General features: G+C 66.9%; 15 protein-coding genes. 12 read left to right on the top strand and 3 right to left on the bottom strand.

Annotated features, from left to right (window positions below):
• Positions 1 to 173 precede the first annotated feature (173 nt).
• The 12 genes from AC5RTS_RS08630 (at position 174) to murJ (ending at position 14,287) form a co-directional block, all read left to right on the top strand.
• Entirely contained in the window at positions 174 to 1,790 is a 1,617-nt protein-coding gene (locus AC5RTS_RS08630; RefSeq protein ID WP_493991660.1) for an ABC transporter substrate-binding protein, read from the top strand.
• Positions 1,791 to 1,860: 70 nt separating this feature from the next.
• Positions 1,861 to 2,820 carry an ABC transporter permease gene (locus tag AC5RTS_RS08625; protein WP_493991659.1) on the top strand — a complete coding sequence of 320 codons (960 nt, stop codon included), beginning with the start codon at positions 1,861 to 1,863 and terminating at the stop codon, positions 2,818 to 2,820.
• A gap of 3 nt (positions 2,821 to 2,823) precedes the next feature.
• Positions 2,824 to 5,004, top strand: coding sequence for a dipeptide/oligopeptide/nickel ABC transporter permease/ATP-binding protein (locus tag AC5RTS_RS08620; RefSeq protein WP_493991658.1), 2,181 nt, complete (start codon positions 2,824 to 2,826; stop codon positions 5,002 to 5,004).
• Positions 5,001 to 5,819: an ATP-binding cassette domain-containing protein gene (locus AC5RTS_RS08615; RefSeq protein ID WP_493991657.1), complete on the top strand. Its 819-nt coding sequence runs from the start codon at positions 5,001 to 5,003 to the stop codon at positions 5,817 to 5,819. The genes AC5RTS_RS08620 and AC5RTS_RS08615 overlap by 4 nt, the downstream gene beginning before the upstream one ends.
• Before the next feature lie 50 nt (positions 5,820 to 5,869).
• A complete protein-coding gene (locus AC5RTS_RS08610) occupies positions 5,870 to 6,802 on the top strand; it encodes a dihydrodipicolinate synthase family protein (RefSeq protein WP_493991656.1) in 933 nt (310 codons plus the stop codon).
• A 5-nt stretch (positions 6,803 to 6,807) separates the two neighbouring features.
• Complete coding sequence (locus AC5RTS_RS08605) at positions 6,808 to 7,752, top strand: ROK family protein (RefSeq protein WP_493991655.1); 945 nt, start codon at positions 6,808 to 6,810, stop codon at positions 7,750 to 7,752.
• Positions 7,745 to 8,422: an N-acetylmannosamine-6-phosphate 2-epimerase gene (locus AC5RTS_RS08600; RefSeq protein WP_493991654.1), complete on the top strand. Its 678-nt coding sequence runs from the start codon at positions 7,745 to 7,747 to the stop codon at positions 8,420 to 8,422. The genes AC5RTS_RS08605 and AC5RTS_RS08600 overlap by 8 nt, the downstream gene beginning before the upstream one ends.
• Positions 8,419 to 9,408, top strand: a complete 990-nt coding sequence (locus AC5RTS_RS08595; protein ID WP_493991653.1) for an alpha/beta hydrolase — start codon at positions 8,419 to 8,421, stop codon at positions 9,406 to 9,408. The genes AC5RTS_RS08600 and AC5RTS_RS08595 overlap by 4 nt, the downstream gene beginning before the upstream one ends.
• Positions 9,405 to 9,677: a Sec-independent protein translocase subunit TatA gene (gene tatA, locus AC5RTS_RS08590; protein ID WP_493991652.1), complete on the top strand. Its 273-nt coding sequence runs from the start codon at positions 9,405 to 9,407 to the stop codon at positions 9,675 to 9,677. The genes AC5RTS_RS08595 and tatA overlap by 4 nt, the downstream gene beginning before the upstream one ends.
• A 61-nt stretch (positions 9,678 to 9,738) precedes the next feature.
• Positions 9,739 to 10,812, top strand: a complete 1,074-nt coding sequence (locus tag AC5RTS_RS08585; RefSeq protein ID WP_493991651.1) for a DNA polymerase IV — start codon at positions 9,739 to 9,741, stop codon at positions 10,810 to 10,812.
• A 157-nt stretch (positions 10,813 to 10,969) separates the two neighbouring features.
• Positions 10,970 to 12,517: an LTA synthase family protein gene (locus AC5RTS_RS08580; RefSeq protein WP_493991650.1), complete on the top strand. Its 1,548-nt coding sequence runs from the start codon at positions 10,970 to 10,972 to the stop codon at positions 12,515 to 12,517.
• Positions 12,518 to 12,583: 66 nt separating this feature from the next.
• Positions 12,584 to 14,287: a murein biosynthesis integral membrane protein MurJ gene (murJ, locus tag AC5RTS_RS08575; RefSeq protein WP_493991649.1), complete on the top strand. Its 1,704-nt coding sequence runs from the start codon at positions 12,584 to 12,586 to the stop codon at positions 14,285 to 14,287.
• Positions 14,288 to 14,416: 129 nt separating this feature from the next.
• Here the strand turns inward: murJ and AC5RTS_RS08570 are convergent, their stop codons facing one another.
• From AC5RTS_RS08570 to AC5RTS_RS08560, 3 genes are all read right to left on the bottom strand, one after another.
• Positions 14,417 to 15,400 carry an alpha/beta hydrolase gene (locus tag AC5RTS_RS08570; RefSeq protein WP_493991648.1) on the bottom strand — a complete coding sequence of 328 codons (984 nt, stop codon included), beginning with the start codon at positions 15,398 to 15,400 and terminating at the stop codon, positions 14,417 to 14,419.
• 33 nt (positions 15,401 to 15,433) lie between these two features.
• Complete coding sequence (locus AC5RTS_RS08565; RefSeq protein WP_493991647.1) at positions 15,434 to 17,110, bottom strand: flavin-containing monooxygenase; 1,677 nt, start codon at positions 17,108 to 17,110, stop codon at positions 15,434 to 15,436.
• 151 nt (positions 17,111 to 17,261) lie between these two features.
• Positions 17,262 to 18,368, bottom strand: coding sequence for a helix-turn-helix domain-containing protein (locus AC5RTS_RS08560; protein WP_493991646.1), 1,107 nt, complete (start codon positions 18,366 to 18,368; stop codon positions 17,262 to 17,264).
• Between the last annotated feature and the right edge of the window lie 84 nt (positions 18,369 to 18,452).

Here is an 18,452-nt window from a genome sequence, read left to right as displayed (position 1 = left end):
TGGTGCGGAATCGGAATGGTATTGAGGTTATAGGATGTCCTACCTGTTGCAAAGGACTTCCAGTCGCTCCTTATCAACAAGGCTTGACGCGGTGTTGTGATGAACCTTACAGTTCACGAGACAACTTCGGACATCCTACGTCCGATAAGTGACTTCGGATGGTGAGGCAATAGATGAGCAACTCTTTTGAACCCGGCGGGCTGCTGAAAGACTCGAGCCGCCGCAATTTCCTCAAGCTTGCAGGCGTCATGGGTGCCGCCGCAGCCTTTGCCGGTTCCATTGCCGCCTGCAGCCCCGGCGGCAACCCGGCTCCTGCCGGCACCGGCGCCGCAGCGGAAGGCACCGGTTCCATCGAGGCTGGCATCTCCTACCAGCTGTCCACCGGCTTCGATCCGATGCTCTCCACCGGAGCCACCCCGCAGGCAGCCAACCTGCACATCTTCGAAGGCCTCACCGAGCTGCACCCGGCCACCCGCGAGTCCTACCTCGCCCTGGCCAAGGCCGAGCCGGTCAAGGTGGATGACACCACCTACGAGGTGCAGCTCCGCGACGGGGCCACGTTCCACAACGGCGATCCGGTCACCGCCGCCGACGTGGTGTTCTCCTTCCAGCGCGTGATGGACCCGGCCAACAAGTCCCTGTTCGCCGGCTTCATCCCCTTCATCGACTCGGTGTCCGCCAAGGATGAGTCCACCGTCCAGTTCAAGCTCAAGTACCCCTTCCCGGGCTTCAGCTCGCGTATCTCCGTCATCAAGGTGGTGCCCGAAGCCGTGGTGAAGGCCGATCCCGCCGGATTCGATCTGAAACCCGTCGGCTCGGGCCCCTACAGCCTGGTGTCAGCGGTCAAGGAAGACCGCATTGTCTTCAAGAAGTTCGACGGCTACAACGGCAAGTACCCGGCCCGCGTCGCCGACATGACCTGGCTGCTGCTGGCCGACCCGGCCGCCCGCGTGGCCGCCGTTCCGTCCCGCACCCAAGCCATCGAGGACGTCCCCTACCTGGACGTGGACCAGCTGGCCGCCAAGGTGGACGTGGAATCGGTGCAGTCCTTCGGCCTGCTGTTCCTGATGTTCAACTGTGTGTCCGACAAATTCGCCGACAAGCGCGTGCGGCAGGCCCTGCACTACGCCATCGACACCGATGCAGTGATCTCCAAGGCCCTGCTGGGCAATGCGACCGCCGCGTCGTCCTACTTCCAGGAGGGCCACCCTTCCTATTCCGAGGCCTCCACCTCCTACGGGTTCGACGCCGCCAAGGCCAAGTCACTGCTCGCCGAGGCCGGCATGGAGAACATGAGCATCACCCTCACCTCCACCGACACCGGCTGGGTCACCCGCGTGGTGCCGCTGATCAAGGAGTACTGGGACGCCATCGGGGTCACCACCACCCTGGAGATCCTGCAGTCCGCCGCCGTCTACGCACCGGAAAAGGTGGGCGGCAAGAACTTCGACGTCCTCTGCGCCCCCGGCGATCCCTCGGTCTTCGGCAACGACGGCGACATCCTGCTCAGCTGGTTCTACCGCGGCGCCACCTGGATGGAAGGCCGCGCCGGCTGGAACACCACCCCTGAATACGCCGCCGTGCAGCAAAAGCTGGACCAAGCCGTGCAGGTCAGCGAGGACGAGGCGAAGAAGATCCACGCCGAAGTGGTCAACATCGTGGCCGAGGAAGCCCCGCTGTACCCGCTGTTCCACCGCAAGCTGCCCACCGCATGGGACAGCAACGCGCTGGACGGCTTCCAGCCGCTACCCACCACCGGCGTGTCCTTCATCGGGGTAGGACGCAAGTAGCACCACCGCACATGGCGGGACGCCTCCCCCCGGGCGTCCCGCCGGCCTCCCCCTGTATTGGAGTTATGCAGTGACAATGTTTTTCCGCCTGCTGGGCCGCCGGCTGGCTGCCCTGCCGATCATGCTGCTGGGCGTGACCATCATGGTCTTCATCGTCCTCTCGGTAGTACCGGCTGACCGCGCCACCGCCGTCCTCGGCGAAAACGCCAGTGAAGAAGCCAAGGAGGCCTGGCGGGAGGAACGCGGGCTCAACGATTCCCTCGTGATCCAGTTCTTCCGCTACCTCGCCGGGGTGATCCGGCTGGACTTCGGCACCACCAACCCGCCCGAAGAATCCGTGGCCGCCAAGATCGCCACCGCCTTCCCGGTGACGCTGCAGCTAACCTTCCTGGGCATCCTGCTCGCCGTCGTCCTCGCCCTGACCCTCGGCGTGGCCGCGGCCCTGTACCGGGACCGCTGGCCGGACCAGGCCATCCGCATCTTCTCCATTGCGGCCATCGCCACCCCTTCCTTCTGGCTGGCCATCCTGCTGATCCAGTGGTTGGCCCTGCCCGAAGGCTCCATCTTCCCCACCGGCGGCCTGGCCTGGGCGGACCAGTACGGCTTTGTCGGCTGGCTCTACTCCATGGCCCTGCCGGCCCTGGCGCTGGGCATCCCCGTCTCCGCCTCGCTCATCCGCGTGGTGCGGACCTCCATGGTGGAGGAACTGGACCGGGACTACGTCCGCACGGCCATCGGCAACGGCGTGCCCTACCGCACCGTGGTGGCCCGCAACGTCCTGCGCAACGCGCTGGTCACCCCGGTCACCGTGCTGGGCCTGCGGGTGGGCTACCTGCTGGGCGGCGCCGTCGTCATCGAAAAAATCTTCAGCCTCAACGGCATGGGCGATCTCATTGTGGTGGGCCTGACGACGTCGGACACCAACCTCGTCCAGGGCGCCGTGCTCACCATCGCCGTCGCCTTTGTGCTGGTCAACATTGTGGTTGACCTGCTGTACCTGCTCATCAATCCTCGAATCCGGACGGTGTAACCCATGCGCAACGGACTTACCGAACGGCTCAGCAGCACCGGGGCCCGCTTTACCGCGCTGAGCATCAGCTCCAAGCTCGCCCTCGGGTTCCTGGCCTTCATTGTGCTGGTGGCAATCTTCGGGCCGCTCCTCGCCCCCTACGGCGAAAACGAATCCAGTGCCCCCGTCCTCGCCCCCAACGGCGACCACCTCTTCGGCACCGACGGCTCCAGCTACGACGTCTTTTCCCGGATGCTCTACGGAGCGCGGGTCTCCATCTCCATCGGCCTGGGCGCGGTCGCGCTGGCCCTGGTGCTGGGTTCCATCCTGGGCGCCATCGCCGCCACCTCCCGCAAGGCCGTGAGCGAAACCGTGATGCGGATCCTGGACATCATGATGGCCTTCCCCGGCATCGCGCTGGCCGCCGCCCTGCTGTTTGCGCTCCGTGAGCACTCGCTGAACCTGTTCGGTTCCACAGTGCCTGTGCTGATCCTGGCCATCGCCATTGTCTACACCCCGCAGCTGGCCCGCGTGGTCCGCGCCAACGTGCTGGCCCAGTACGGGGAGGACTACGTGCGCGCCGAACGCGTCATCGGCGCAGGCCGCACCTACATCCTCCTCAAGCACATTGCCCGCAACTGCGCGGCCCCGGTGCTGGTCTTCGCCACCGTCATGGTGGCGGACGCAATCATTCTGGAAGCCTCGCTGTCCTTCCTCGGCGCCGGCGTGCAGCAGCCCGCCGCATCCTGGGGCAACGTGATGGCGGACGGCCGCAACGTGGTCTTCAGCGGAGCCTGGTGGCCGACGACGTTCGGCGGCATCACCATCCTGCTCACCGTCCTGGCGCTGAACATCCTGGCCGAAGGCCTCACCGATGCCATGGTCAACCCGGGCACCCGGCGCAAAAAGAAGCGGGCCGCCGACGCCGTCGCAACCCCCGCCCAGCCGTCCGTGCTGGACCCGGCCGGCACCTCGCTGGCCGACTCCCCGCTCACCGCATCCGCAGATGCCGGAACGGACACCGACCTAGCCGCCGGCACCGCCGCGTCCGGCACTGCAGTGCCCGGCTCCCTGCGCTCGGACGCCGGCTCCCGCGTCACCAAGGCAGGGTCACTGGAGGCCCTGGCAGCGGAACTCGAGCACCTGGCCGCCGCGGAGGCCCGCCGCTCGGACCGGCTGCCCCCGGTCAGCGCCGACGCCCCGGTGATCCTGGAGGTGCGGGACCTCTCCATCCACTTCCCGGAACGCTACGGCGACACCGCCATTGTGGACCGGGTCAGCTTCACCGTCCGCGAAGGCGAAACCATGGGCCTGGTGGGTGAATCCGGCTGCGGCAAATCCATCACCTCGCTGGCCATCATGGGCCTGCTGCCGGCCACCGCCCGGCTCACCGGTTCCATCAGGTACCGCGGCAAGGAGCTGCTCACCAACAGCCCCAAGGAGCGCGACCGGCTGTACAAGGGCCTGCGCGGAGAGCAGATCGCCATGGTCTACCAGGACGCGCTCAGCTCGCTGAACCCGTCCATGCTGATCAAGGACCAGATGCTCCAGCTGACCCGCCGCGGCGGCCGGAAGAGCCCGCGGGAACTGCTGGAAATGGTGAAGCTGGATCCCGATCGCACGCTCAAGAGCTATCCGCACGAGCTCTCCGGCGGCCAGCGCCAGCGCGTGCTGATTGCCATGGCCCTGTCCCGCTCGCCCAAGATCGTGGTGGCGGACGAACCGACCACCGCCCTGGACGTCACCGTGCAGAAGCAGGTAGTGGACCTGCTCAACGAACTGCGCGAGCAGCTGGGCTTCGCCATGGTCTTTGTCAGCCACGATCTGGCCCTCGTCGCGTCCCTGGCCCACAAAGTCACCGTGATGTACGCCGGACAGGTGGTTGAATCCGCGGACGTCCCCGAGCTGCTCGGCGATCCGCGGCACGAATACACCCGCGGACTGCTGGGCGCGGTGCTCTCCATCGAAGCCGGCGCGGACCGGCTGCACCAGATCCAGGGCACCGTCCCCTCCCCGAAGGACTTCGCCGCCGGGGACAGGTTTGCCGAACGTTCACTGCGGCCGGACGCCGATCCGAACCAGGTATTGCAGTTTGTCCGCGTAGGCACCACGGACCACTTCTGGGCCAGTCACGAAACCGGCGACGCCCCGCATCCCCCGGCGGCCCTGGTGGAATCCGGCACGACAGCAAGGCAGGACTCATGAGCAGCACCGCGCAGCACGCAGACACCGCACCCGTCCTGGAACTGAAGGAGGTAAAGGTCCACCACCGGGCCCGCACCGGTTCACTCTTCCGCCCGAACATCGTCAAGGCGGTGGACGGCGTGGACTTCACCGTCCGCCGCGGCGAAACCGTAGGCATTGTGGGCGAGTCCGGCTGCGGCAAATCCACCCTCGCCTCCGTTCTTGTGGGACTGCAGGAGCCGACGTCGGGCTCTGTCCTGTTCCACGGCAAGAAGGTAAGCACCCGGGCGTCGTCGTCGAAGAAAACCTTCGGCCGCGACGTCGGGGTGGTGTTCCAGGACCCGGCCACCGCCCTGAACCCGCGGATGACCATCCACGACATCCTCACCGATCCGCTGCAGGTGCACGGCATCGGCAACCAGCAGACCCGGGACGCCAAGGTGAAGGAACTGCTGGCCCTTGTGGGCCTGCCCCAGTCCGCCGCCGAGGTCACCCCGCATCAAGTCTCCGGCGGCCAGCGCCAGCGCGTGGCCATTGCCCGGGCGCTGTGCCTGGACCCGTCGGTGATCGTGGCCGACGAGCCGACGTCGGCCCTGGACGTTTCGGTGCGGGCACAGGTGCTGAACCTGCTCTCGGACCTGAAAAAGGACCTGAACCTGGGCATGGTCTTCATTTCGCATGACATCCAGACCGTCCGCTACGTCTCGGACCGGATCTGCGTGATGTATTTCGGCCGGATCGTCGAGGAAGGTCCCGCCCGCCAAGTTTTCGATGCGCCGGCCAATGACTACACCAAGTCCCTGCTCGGCGCCGCGCCCAGCCTGCTCCACATGTAATCCCGTAGTTTTTGCCCGTTTACCCGCACCACCAAGCACTGGAGAAGTTTTTGTCACACGCACCACAGCCCCGCTTCCACGGCGTTATCCCGCCGGTTGTCACGCCCCGCACCGCTGACGGCGCCATTGACACCGCCTCGCTGGAGAAGCTGACCAAGTACCTGCTCGACGGCGGCGTCACCGGCCTGTTCGTGCTGGGTTCCTCCGGCGAGGTCCCGTACCTGACCAACAGCGAGCGCGACACCGTGATGCGCACCATCGCCGGGGTCAACGCCGGCGCGGTGCCCCTGATCGCCGGTGCCAGCGAGCAGACCACACCCCGCGTGATCGAGGAGGGCCGGCGGCTGATCGGCCTGGGCGCGGACGCGATTGTCGCTACCTCGCAGTTCTACGCCATCTCCGACATGGCCGAGACTGAAACCCACTTCCGTGCCCTGCACGCCGCCTTCGACGTGCCGCTGTTCGCCTACGACGTGCCGGTCCGCACCCACTTCAAGCTGCCGCTGCCCCTGCTGGTGGCCCTGGCGCAGGACGGTGTCCTGGCCGGTGTGAAGGATTCCTCCGGCGACGACGTGTCCTTCCGCCAGCTGCTGCTGGCCACCCGCGGGATCCCTGACTTTGCGGTCTTCACCGGTCACGAGGTAGTGGTCGACGGCGCCCTGCTGGGCGGCGCGCACGGCGTGGTTCCGGGCCTGGGCAACGTGGACCCGGCTGGCTACGCAGCCCTGTACGCCGCGGCGCAGGCCGGCGACTACGCCGAGGCTGCCCGCCTCCAGGACCGGCTGGCGGACCTGTTCACCATTGTCTACACCCCCACTCCCGGCCGGGTCTCCCCCGGCGCCGGCGGCCTGGGTGCCTTCAAGACCGCCCTGATGCTGCTTGGCGTCATTGACACCAATGTGATGTCCGCGCCCATGACGGCGCTCAACGAGGCCGAAACCGCGGCCATCCGCGTGATCCTCGAACGTAACGGGCTGCTCTGATCTCCATGCGCCACGTGATCGGGCTTGATTTGGGCGGCACCAAGACCGCGGGCGGGATTGTCGACGCCGAGGGGACCGTGGTGTTCTCCTTCGCCGTGCCCACGCCGTCACAGGCCGGTGCCGACGAGGTACTGGAAACCGCCGCCCGGCTCACCCGCTCCCTGCTGGACGAGGCCGGCCGGCGCGGCCTGGCCGTGGAGGCCTTGGGCATCGGCGCGGCCGGGGTCATCGATTCCGGCCGCGGGATGGTCACCTCTGCCACGGACGCGATCCTCGGCTGGGCGGGCACCGAACTTACCGCCGAACTCACCGCCCGCACCGGGCTGCCCGCGGCGGCGCTCAACGACGTCCATGCCCACGCGCTTGGCGAAAGCTGGCTTGGTGCCGGCGCCGGTGTGCCCAGCGTCCTGTTCATCGGGATGGGCACGGGCGTGGGCGGCAGCTATGTTCTGGACGGCCGGCCCGTCGAAGGGGCCACCTTCACCGCCGGGCATGTGGGGCACTTCGCCTCCCCGTTCGCCTACGATGCCGGCGAACCGCTGGACTGCAGTTGCGGCGGCGCCGGGCATGTGGAAGCCGTGGCATCCGGGCCGGGAATCTTTGCGCTCTACACCCGGCTCGGCGGCACCGGCGCACTCGACACCCGTGAGGTGTACCGGCTGGCGGCCGACGGCGACCCGGCCGCGTCCGAAGCCATCCGCCGCGGCGCCGCCGCCGCCGGGTCGGCAATCGGCGGGCTGGCCAACATCCTGGATCCCGCCGTCGTGGTGCTGGGCGGCGGTCTGGCGTTCGCCGGTCCGCTCTGGTGGGACGCCATGGAGGATACGGCCCGCCGCGAACTGCTGCGCCCGCTGGCCGGACTGCCCATTGTTCCCGCACAGCTGGGCGAAACCGCCGCCATCCGCGGCGCAGCCCGGCGGGCATTTTCTATCGAAGGATCCCATGTTTAATCTCGACGCCCTGCGTTCCTGCCTGATCGTTTCCTGCCAGGCCTATCCCGGCGAGCCGATGCGCGATCCGCGTACCACCGCACAGGTGGCGCAGTCCGCCGTCATCGGCGGCGCGGCAGCGGTGCGGGTGCAGGGCATCGGCGACATCCAGGCGGTGCGTTCGGCCGTGGAGGTGCCGGTGATCGGGCTCTGGAAGGACGGGCACGACGGCGTATTCATCACCCCTACGCTGCATCACGCCCTGGCCTGCGCGAACGCCGGGGCGCACATCGTGGCCCTGGACGGCACCCGGCGGCCCCGCCCGGATGGGCTGTCACTGGCCGAAACCGTCGCAGGGGTGCACCGGCAGTCCCCGGCACTGGTGATGGCCGACTGCGGGTCCGCTGCCGACGCCGTTGCTGCGGCGGAGGCCGGTGCGGACATCATCGGCACCACCCTCGCCGGGTACACCGGCGAACGGCCGAAAACCGACGGACCCGATCTGAAGCTGCTGCAGGAGCTGGCCATGCTGGACCTGGGCGGCCGTCCCGTCATTGCGGAAGGCCGGATCCACACCCCGGCGCAGGGCCGTGCCGCACTGGACGCTGGTGCGTTCGCCGTCGTCGTTGGCACCGCCATTACCCACCCGGCCACCATCACCGGCTGGTTCGCGGACGCGCTGACCTCATGAAGCCTTTCCTGGCCCGGGTGGACCCGGAGCTGCTTTCGAGGTTGGAGTATTCCCTGATGCATCCTCCGCCCACGTCGCTGGCGGAGCTAACCGCCTTCCGTGAAAACGCGGCTGCTCCGGCAGATGCCGCCCTTCCGGCCGGCGTCTCGGTCCGCGACTGGAACGCGGCCGGACTGACGTTGAGGGTGTTTACCCCGCCGGGGCAGGGACCGCATCCGGCCATTTACTGGTTGCACGGCGGCGGGATGATTGCCGGCAGCGTGGCACTGGACACCCCGTACTGCGCCGATCTCTGCGCACGGACCGCCGCCGTGGTGGTGGCCGTGGAGTACCGGCTGGCTCCCGAACATCCCTTCCCCGCGGCGCTTGAGGACGCGGCCGCAGGGCTGGCATGGCTCTTTGCCTCGACAGGAGCGCTGTCCGTGGATCCGGTGCGGGTGGCCGTGGCCGGGTCCAGCGCCGGCGGCGGCCTGGCCGCGGCGCTGGCCTTGCGCAACCGCGACGACAGCGGGCCTGGCCTGGCGTTCGCCTACCTGATGTACCCGATGCTGGATGCCTCGCATACCTCCGCCTCTGCCCGGGAATTCAGCGATATCCCCACCTGGAACCGGACCCACAGCGAATTCGCGTGGAACTGTTATCTGGGCGCGGCTGCGGCGGATTCCCCGTATGCCGTCCCTGCACTGGCCGCGGATCTGGCCGGCCTGCCGCCCACCCTGATCCAGACGGGCGAGCTGGACCTGTTCCGCGATGAGGACATCGCCTTTGCCTCCCGGCTGATGCAGTCCGGGGTACCCACTGAGCTGCACGTGTACCCCGGCGCCTATCACGGCTTCGAACTGAACTGCCCGGAGTCCGCCGTTGGAAGCCAGAGCCTGCGGGACCGGAACCGCGCCCTGCTGCGCGCACTGCACGGCCTGTCCGCCGCTTCGCCGGGACCCACTGTTTTCTCCACACCCATCCCCACGGAAGGTTCCCTGATATGAGGCTCGAAGGCTGGCAGATTGTGGTGGTTGTCGTTCTGGCAATCATCCTGTTCGGTGCACCCAAACTCCCCGGGCTGGCCCGCAGCCTGGGCCAGTCCCTGCGCATCTTCAAGTCCGAGGTGAAGCAGCTCCGGGAGGAGGACAGCGTTCCCGGCACCCCGGCCGACCCCCTCGCGGCCGCTGCCGGACCGGAGGGCACTGCTCACATGAAAAGCCCTGTGCACACGGAAAGCCCTGTGCACACGGAAAGCCCTGCGCACCCGAAATAGCGCCGGACCGACCTTCCAATCACCCTGTGCCCGGTGCACCGGTTTGGGGCACACTGGGCGGGTGAGTTCAATCCCGTGGGTGCTGCACGTTGACCTCGACCAGTTCATCGCGGCGGTCGAGGTGCTCCGGCGCCCCGAACTGGCCGGCCGGCCGGTCATCGTCGGCGGGCGGGGCGATCCCGCTGAACGCGCCGTCGTCTCCACCGCTTCCTACGAGGCGCGGGAATTCGGGGTGCGATCAGGCATGCCGCTGCGGCTTGCGGCCCGGAAGGTGCCCGACGCCGTCATCCTGCCGGTGGATGCCGAGACATATCTGGCGGCGTCCGACGTCGTGATGGCCACCCTGCGCGCCCAGCCCGGCGCCGTAGTGCAGGTCCTGGGGTGGGATGAAGCCTTTGTGGGGGTAACCACCGCGGATCCGGAGGCCTACGCCCGGAATCTTCAGGCAGCAGTCCTGGAACAGACGCAGCTGCACTGCAGTGTCGGCATTGGGGACACCCTGGTGCGGGCGAAGAACGCCACCGATCTTGGCAAACCGGCCGGCGTCTTCCGCCTCACCGCGGAAAACTGGCTGGAGGTCATGGGCGGACGCCCCACGAAGGAGCTCTGGGGCATCGGCGCGAAAATCTCCGCCCGGCTGGCAAAACTGGGCATCGGCACGGTCGCCGAGCTGGCCGCCGCCGATCCGCAGTCACTGGTGCCGGCGTTCGGCCCGAGGATGGGCCCCTGGTACGCGGAGCTGGGCCGCGGGGACGGTGCCGGCACCGTTGACGACACCCCGTGGGTAGCCCGCGGGCACAGCCGCGAAACCACCTTCCAGCAGGACCTGACCGAGGCGGCACAGGTGGAGGAGGCCGTACGCGAACTGGCCGCCAATGTACTGACAGACGTTGACGCCGAAGGCCGGCCGGTGATCGGCCTGACCCTGAAGGTCCGCTACGCACCGTTCACCACCAAGACGCACGCGAGGAAAATCCCCGAAACCAGTGACGGGAGCGAAGTCCTGAACCGGGCGCTCGACCTCGCCCGTGCCATCGAGCCCGGCCGCCCGATCCGGCTGCTGGGCCTGCGGGCCGAGATGGCCATGCCGGAGGAGGCGCGGAAGGGGCATACGCCCACCCGCGGCGGCTGGTGAGACGCTGGTGAAACGCAATGGACGGGTGTGCAACTGGTTACTAAACGAACCATCATGTTGAACGGGTACCCTAACGGTATTAGTCTTCTATGACCCGAGAACGGGTGAATGTCAAGGGTGCCCTGGAAAAGGCGTATCCAGAACGAAAGGTGTAGCCATGTCCGGCCGGAATCTTCACGTCGCCCGACGGGGCGGCGTTGTGGTGGGACATCTGCTTGTCTACATCCTTATCTGGCTGGGCCTCACCCTCCTCATCGCTGCCATCGGCATCCGGATGTTCTGGGGCGAGATCACAGTGGGGCAGATGCTCCTCAACCTCGTCTCGGTGGAAACCGACGGCGGAGGCGGTTCCATTGTCTGGATGGGCATTCTGGGGATAGGCGTCCTGCCCGTGCTCATCACCCTGGCGGTCGCCTACTGGCAGCACACCCGGCGCCGCAAGCACCGCGCGCGGGGCCAGCACCTGACATCCCCCCGCTCCCGGTGGGTCATGCGCAGCATCTCCACGGTCCTGGTGGGCGCGGTGGTCGTCGGCGGCACCACGGCTTTCGCCACCACGGTGGGGGTCGGCGACTACATCAAGGCCGCCAACTCCCCCTACGACATCCAGGACTACTACGCGAAGCCCAACGTCACCGGCGCGGAAAACAAACGCAACCTGGTGACCATCTACCTCGAATCCGGCGAGGCCACCCTCGCCGATGACCAGCTCTTCGAGAAGGACGCCTTCGTTCCCCTCAAGGAAGCCACCCCGGCCGAAGAGGGCTGGCAGAGCGTGGAAAACCTGCAGCAGTACAACGGCGGGGGCTGGACCATGGCCGGCATTGTCTCCACGCAGTGCGGCATTCCGCTGAAGGGTTCGGGCCTCGGCGGCGGCAGCGCCACCAACGAACTCGGCGAAGACGTTGACACCTACCTGGGCGGCACCACCTGCCTGGGCGATGTCCTGAAGGAGAACGGCTACACCAGCGTCTTCCTGGGCGGCGCCAACTCCTCGTTCGCCGCGAAGGAAACGTTCCTGTCCAGCCACGGCTACTCCGAGGTGCTGGGGCTCGACGAGTGGCGCGCTTCCGGTGAACCCGAAGAGAACTTCCGCAAGGACTGGGGCCTGAGCGACGAGCGGCTGATGGCCCACGCCAAGGAGCAGGTGGACGAGCTGCACGCCCAGGCGGAAAGCACCGGACAGCCCTTCAACCTCTCCGTGCTGACCCTGGACACCCACGAGCCGGTGCACGTGTACGACTACTGCGACGTGGACACGGAAAGCGCCGTCACCTCCGTGTTCGCCTGCTCGCTCACGCAGGTAGCCGGCTTTGTGGAGTACATGGAGGCCCAGGGGTACCTCGAGGACACCGCCGTGGTAATCATGGGCGATCACCTCAAGCACATGAGCGCCGGTGACGCCTTCCATGAACAGCTCGATCACCACCCCAACCGCACCATCTACAACCGGATCTGGATTCCGGGCGGAACCGGCACGCCGCGCTCCGGCGTCGACCAGCTGAACATGTACCCGACGCTGCTCGAAGCCGCCGGGCTGAGCCTGAAGGACAATTCCGCCGGACTGGGCGTTTCCGCCTTTGCCCCGTCCGCACCGGAAGACTCGGCGCAGGCCCTGGAACCGGAGGCGTATTCGCTGCTGCTGGATTCATTGTCCCCGCGCTTCTACGAAGTTGCCTGGGCCGGCGAGGACCCCGTCCGCTAGCGTTCCCCCTTCCTGCCCTCACCGCGCCGGGAGGCTACCGTTCGACGGCGTGAAACGATAACCGATATGAGCGCAGCCCCCGCCCCGCAGCCGGACACGGCCCCCGCCGCCGTCGACGGTGCCGTGGAAACAGGGTCTACTGTCCATGCCGGTGCCGTGATGGCTGCCGGCACGGTAACTTCCCGGATCCTCGGCCTTATCCGGACGGCGCTGCTCGCCGCTGCCATCGGCACGGCGGGCGGGGTTTCGGATCCGTTCAACTCCGCGAACAGCCTGCCCAACTTCATTTACCTGATGGTTGCCGGCGGTGTCTTCAACGCCGTCCTGGTTCCCCAGATCATCAGGGCCAGCCGGCAGCCGGACCGCGGAGCGGACTACGTCAGCAGGCTGCTGACCCTCGCTGCCACCGTGCTGCTGGTCCTCACCGTCCTGGCGACGCTCGCCGCGCCGCTCATCGTTGATCTGACCACCGGTTTCACCAATGAACGCCTGCAACTGGCCACCCTGTTTGCCTACTGGTGCCTGCCGCAGATCTTCTTCTACGGGATGTATGCGGTGGTGGGACAGATCCTGAATGCCAACTGCTCGTTCGGTCCCTACATGTGGGCACCCGTGGTGAACAACGTTGTCTCCATCGTGTTTCTGACGGTGTTCCTGGTGGTGATGGGCGGTGAACGGGCGCAGGAGCACACGCCCGAGACCTGGACTTCCCCGCAGACCCTCCTGGTGGCAGGCGGGATGACCCTCGGCGTGGCTGTGCAGGCCCTGGTCCTGCTCGTTCCGCTCAAACGGCTGAAGCTGGGCCTGAAACCAAGATTCGGGCTGCGCGGGACCGGGCTCGGCCGGACCGGCAGGCTGGCCTCCGTCACCATCATCACGATGCTGGTGGGCAACGGCCTGTACTTCGTGAACCTGCGCATCGCCACCATCGCCTCCGACGCGCGGAAAGGCCTGCTGGCACAGGATCCCCCGGTTCAGATTGCCGGCTCCAGCAACCTGGACACCGGCGTCCTGATGTACCAGCTTCCGCACGCGGTCATAGCCCTGTCCCTGGCCACCATCATGTTCAACCAGCTCTCCGCCGCGTCCGCGAACGGGGATCTGGCCGCGGTGCGGGCGGTGCTCTCCCGCGGCCTGCGGTTCACCGGCGTCGCCACGGTCTTCGGCGCAGCCGCCCTGCTGGCGCTGGCCGCCCCGCTCGGCATGCTCTTCAGCGAATCCCCCGAGGTAGCCACCCTCAACGGCACCATCATTGCCATCCTCGCCGTGGGTGCGCCGTTCCTGAGCATCAACTTCTTCCTCACCCGGGTCTTTTATGCCGCCGAAGACGTCCGGACACCGCTGAAGATCCAGCTGATCCTGTCCGCTGTGGGGGTGGCCCTTGCCCTGACGGCAGGCATGCTGGACCCGCGCTACATCGTGCCGACCCTCGCGGCCGCCTACTCCGTAGGCAACGTGATTGCTGTCGTCGTCAGCCACCTCTTCCTCACCCGCGCCATCGGACCCTACGGGGCCGGACATGTTTTCGACGTTCACGTCCGGCTTGCCCTCGCCGGACTGACGGCAGCCGCTGCCGGCGCCGCCCTGTGCCAGATGTTCGGCGCCAACGATGTCTCCGGCTATTTCTGGCAGTCCAAGTTCAACTCCGTGGTGGTGCTGGCGCTGGGCGGCGTGCTGATGCTGGCCGTCTACCTGGGCATGCTGCGGCTGCTGCGGGTCAGCGAGCTCCGGCAGCTGGCGGGGCTGGTCCGCGAGCGCTTCAGCCGCTAACCAGCCGCACAACGCACGCAGCTGGCCGGCCGGCCACGCGGGCTGGCAGGCCAGCTGCAGGCGGACGGCGGGGTGCCGCACAACGGCGGCCCGGCCGAAGCCGGACCGCCGCAGTTCAAGCTGGCGCAGCTACCCCTTGAATGACCGGCTGAGTCCGCCCAGGAAGTCCCGGAAGTAGGAGCCGGTGACCTGGGCCTGCGCGTTCATGTCATAGGCGTGGTAGGCGCCGGGATAAACGTGCAGTTCGGTGGGCACACCGGCCGAGATCAGCCGGCGGGCATAGTCGATGTCCTCTTCCAGGAACAGATCGAGGGCGCCGACGCTGATAAACGTTGCCGGCAGCCCCTCCACGCTCTCGACCCGGGCAGCGGCTGTATAGGGCGATACGCCTTCGATTCCCGGCTCGTGGCCAAGGATCGAAGCCCAACCGAACCGGTTGTCCCCCGGGGTCCAGAGAAACTCGCCGGCGTAGGGGTGCGGGTCCCGGGTGCTGGCCGTGCGGTCATCCAGCATCGGGTAGATGAGCAGCTGGTAGGCGATGGGAAATTCTCCGCGGTCCCGGGCCAGGATCGCCAGACAGGCTGCGAGTCCGCCGCCGGCGCTGGCACCGCCCACGGCGATGCGTGCCGTGTCGATGCCCAGCTCGTCGGCGTTGCCGTGGAGCCATCGGAGTGCTGCGTAGCAGTCCTCCACCAACCCGGGCGCCTTGGTCTCGGGCGCCAGCCGGTAGTCCACCGAGGCTATGGAAGCGCCGGTCTCGGTGACAATCCGGCGGCAGAGAATCTCATCGGCGTCGGCCGATCCTAGGACATACCCGCCGCCGTGGATCCACACCATGGCCGCGGACGGCGTCGTCGTTTTGTTCCTGGGTTCGTAGTAGAGGACCCGGACATCGGGGTCGCCTTCGGCGCCTGGGACGAAGTGCTCCGTTGTCGTCACCTCGGGGAAGAGCTCAGCGGGGTCCGGGGCGCCCTCCACGGGGGCGCCCATCATCTCGCGGACGCTCGGAAGCGTCTCGGCCGAGAGGTTAAGGACCGGAAAAACGTCGAGCAGCTCGACAATTTCGGGATCGATGAGGTGCCGGGAACTGATTGAAGCGGGTTTCAGGGTCATGGTGTCCTTCGTTCTGTAGGGAGGTGCAAATGATCAGGATTCGGCAGGCACCGGGGCCTGGGAAGCTGCCTGCCGGGAGGAATGTACGTCCTTGGATGTTGTGAGGCTGAAGCCCCGGTAACCATCCGCCGCAACCTGGTCACACAGCTGCCGGTAGGCGCCGACCCCGCCGATGTAGGGCATAAAGACCCGGGGCTTACCGGGGATGTTGGCACCCATGTACCAGGACGCTGCGCGGGGATGAAGGGTCATATTGGCCACCTCGTTGACGTGGTCCCCCCAGTTCTCCTCCGCCGTCGGATCCGCGTCGGTCCTGGTGACGCCGTGTTCCCGGGCGTACGCGATGTGGTCGGTAATCCAGTCCACGTGCTGTTCGATCGAGACCATCATGTTGCTCAGCACCGACGGGCTGCCCGGGGCAGTGATCATAAAGAGGTTGGGGAACCCCGCGCTGGCGATGCCCAGATAGGTGCGGGGCCCGGCTACCCATTTCTCCCGCAGGGCCACCCCGTCCAACCCTCGGATGTCGATGGCGTTCAGCGGGCCTGTCATCGCGTCGAAACCGGTGGCGTAGACAATGTCGTCCACTTCGTAGAGTTCCCCTGCCACCACCACGCCACGCTCGGTGATCCGCTCAATCGGCGTCTCGCGGACACTCACGAGGGTGACGTTGTCGCGGTTATAGGTCGCGTAGTAGTCGGTGTCCACACAGATCCGCTTCGTCCCGATCGGATGGTCCCGCGGCACCAGGAGGTCGGCGATCTCCGGGCGCTCAACAATCTCGCGGATCCGTTCACGCACAAACTCCGCCACTACCTCGTTGGCTTCGGCATTCACCCCCGTATCGACGAATGCGGACAGGAATCCCGCACCCCCGTATTCCCAGCGCTCGTTCATTTCCCGGGTGCGAACGTCCTCCGGCAGCTCAAGCGCGCTGCCGATGGGGGCCGGGGGGTTCGTTCCGGTAGGAGAGATCCGTGCCGCCTGCCGCAGCTGGGCATAGTTTTCCTTGGTCTGCTCGATCTCCGCAGCGCTCAACGGTCCGTTCACCGCCGGCACCGAGAAGTTCGGTGTCCGCTGGAATACCGTGACATGGGCCGCCTGGGCGGCAATGACCGGAATGGACTGGATCCCCGAGGATCCGGTGCCGATCACCGCCACCCGGCGGCCGGTGAAGTCAACCTCCTCATGGGGCCACCGGCCGGTGTGGTAGGTGGGCCCGCGAAAAGTTTCCATGCCCTCAAAGTCCGGCACGCGGGAGGCGGAGAGGCAGCCGACGGCGGTAATCAGGTACTGCGCGGTGGTGACGAGCCCGTCATCCGTGTGCACCGTCCAGCGATCCCGGGCTTCGTCATATTCTGCGGTGTCGATGGAGGTGGAGAAAGCGATGTCGGGGCGAAGCCCGAAGCGGTCCGCCACGTGGTTTGCGTACCGCAGAATCTCCGGCTGGGTGGGGTAACGCTCGGTCCACTGCCATTCCTGCTGCAGCTCCGGCGAGAAGGAATAGGAGTAGAACAGCGATTCAACGTCGCACCGTGCTCCCGGATACCGGTTCCAGTACCAGGTTCCGCCAACTCCTTCGCCCCGTTCAAAGACCCGTACCCTCAGCCCCAGGTCATCCCGAAGCCGTTTCAACATGTACATGCCTGCGAACCCTGCGCCGACAATCACGGCGTCATAATCGGTTGCCTGCCCGTCCGATTCAGTCATCGGGACACTCCGTCCTTTTCCGGCGTCATTGCCGGCCCAGGCTTTCTGGTGCCCATCAGTCTCTATCGAACCCGGGGCGCACGTCTTCGGCCAAGTGGCTCAACAAACGCTCCGGGGCACGCCATCTGGCGGTTTGAGGAGTCCGCCGGCCTTAGGTGCTGAAGGTCTCCAGGTCAGCGGAGTCGCGGACGCGGCGCAGACACAAAGCGATGAAGAGCCGGGTCCGCCCGTAAGGTTCGGTGATGGTGAAGCCCAGGGCCTGCTCGGCGCGTTCAACCCGATAGGCGACCGAGTTGTGGTGCAGGTAGACCGAACGGGCCGCCTGCCGGACGGAATCCGTGGCAGCGACCGCCTCCAGGATCCTCAGCATGTCCGGCCCGTGGGCCTCCCACAACTTGTCCAGGACGTGGACGTCTTCAACCGAGTCAATCTGCTCCCGGGTCAGGCACCTCGGCAGTAAGGCATACCCACCCAGCATCTCGGTCTCCACAAGCACTGCCTCGCTCGTCGAATACGGGGCACTGTCATGGGTTGCCGGCAGGGCATAGCGCAGTCCCAGAAGTGCCTGCGTGTGAGCTGCCGGCAGGTCCAGGACATGGACATCGCGTGAGAACGCCGCCCGGACGCCTATGGGTACGGCCAGACCCGGCAACATCTCCGCTGCGCCGGCAGCGGCAAGAATCAGCGCTTTCCCGTCATCGTAGGCGCACAACACCGAGGCGGTTCCTCCAATCCGGGCGGCCAGGTCCTTCACTCCCTCGGCAGGCCCCCGGATACCGATGACGGTCAGCAGTCCATCCTCGGATATTCCGAGTTCCCTGGCCGCATTGAGCCGGATGTCAGGGCGGCGGCTTGGGTCAAAGACCACCTCCGCTGCCGGAAGGGCCACCCGGACCGGCTGGCGTAGTGCTGCCTTGACGGTTACCCCCAGCCGCCGCAGGAGCAGGTCTTCCTGCCCGCAAGGTTCCCCCTCCAGCCACACCCGCAGACCGTCCGGGAGCTGACGGGCACCGGCAGGAACGGGTCCCTCTTCCCTCCGAACCACGCCGTCCGGGCCGGCCGTGAGCCTCATCCCGTCCGGTGTGCACAGCCCGACGCCCCGCCCCAGTATGAGGGCCACGCGTTCCAGGACCGCTGGCAGATCAGCTTCCCGTTCCATGAGGTCGTCAAAGGCATCCCAGACATGACTGCGGAAGGGAACCCTGGCACTTCGGCGTGCCCGGGTCTCCCCGCGCGGGCTGCCCGGGCCGGTCAACATAGCTGTCAGGCTAACGGGTCATGAGACTTTCCGCGACGGGTGAAAACGATTTATGTCCGGGGGAATAGATTGCCGGCCGCTCCA

This window comes from Arthrobacter sp. MDT1-49-2, assembly GCF_059090185.1.
The sequence above is the reverse complement of the archived record's forward strand: the minus strand, read 5'-3'. Positions and strand labels throughout refer to the sequence as shown.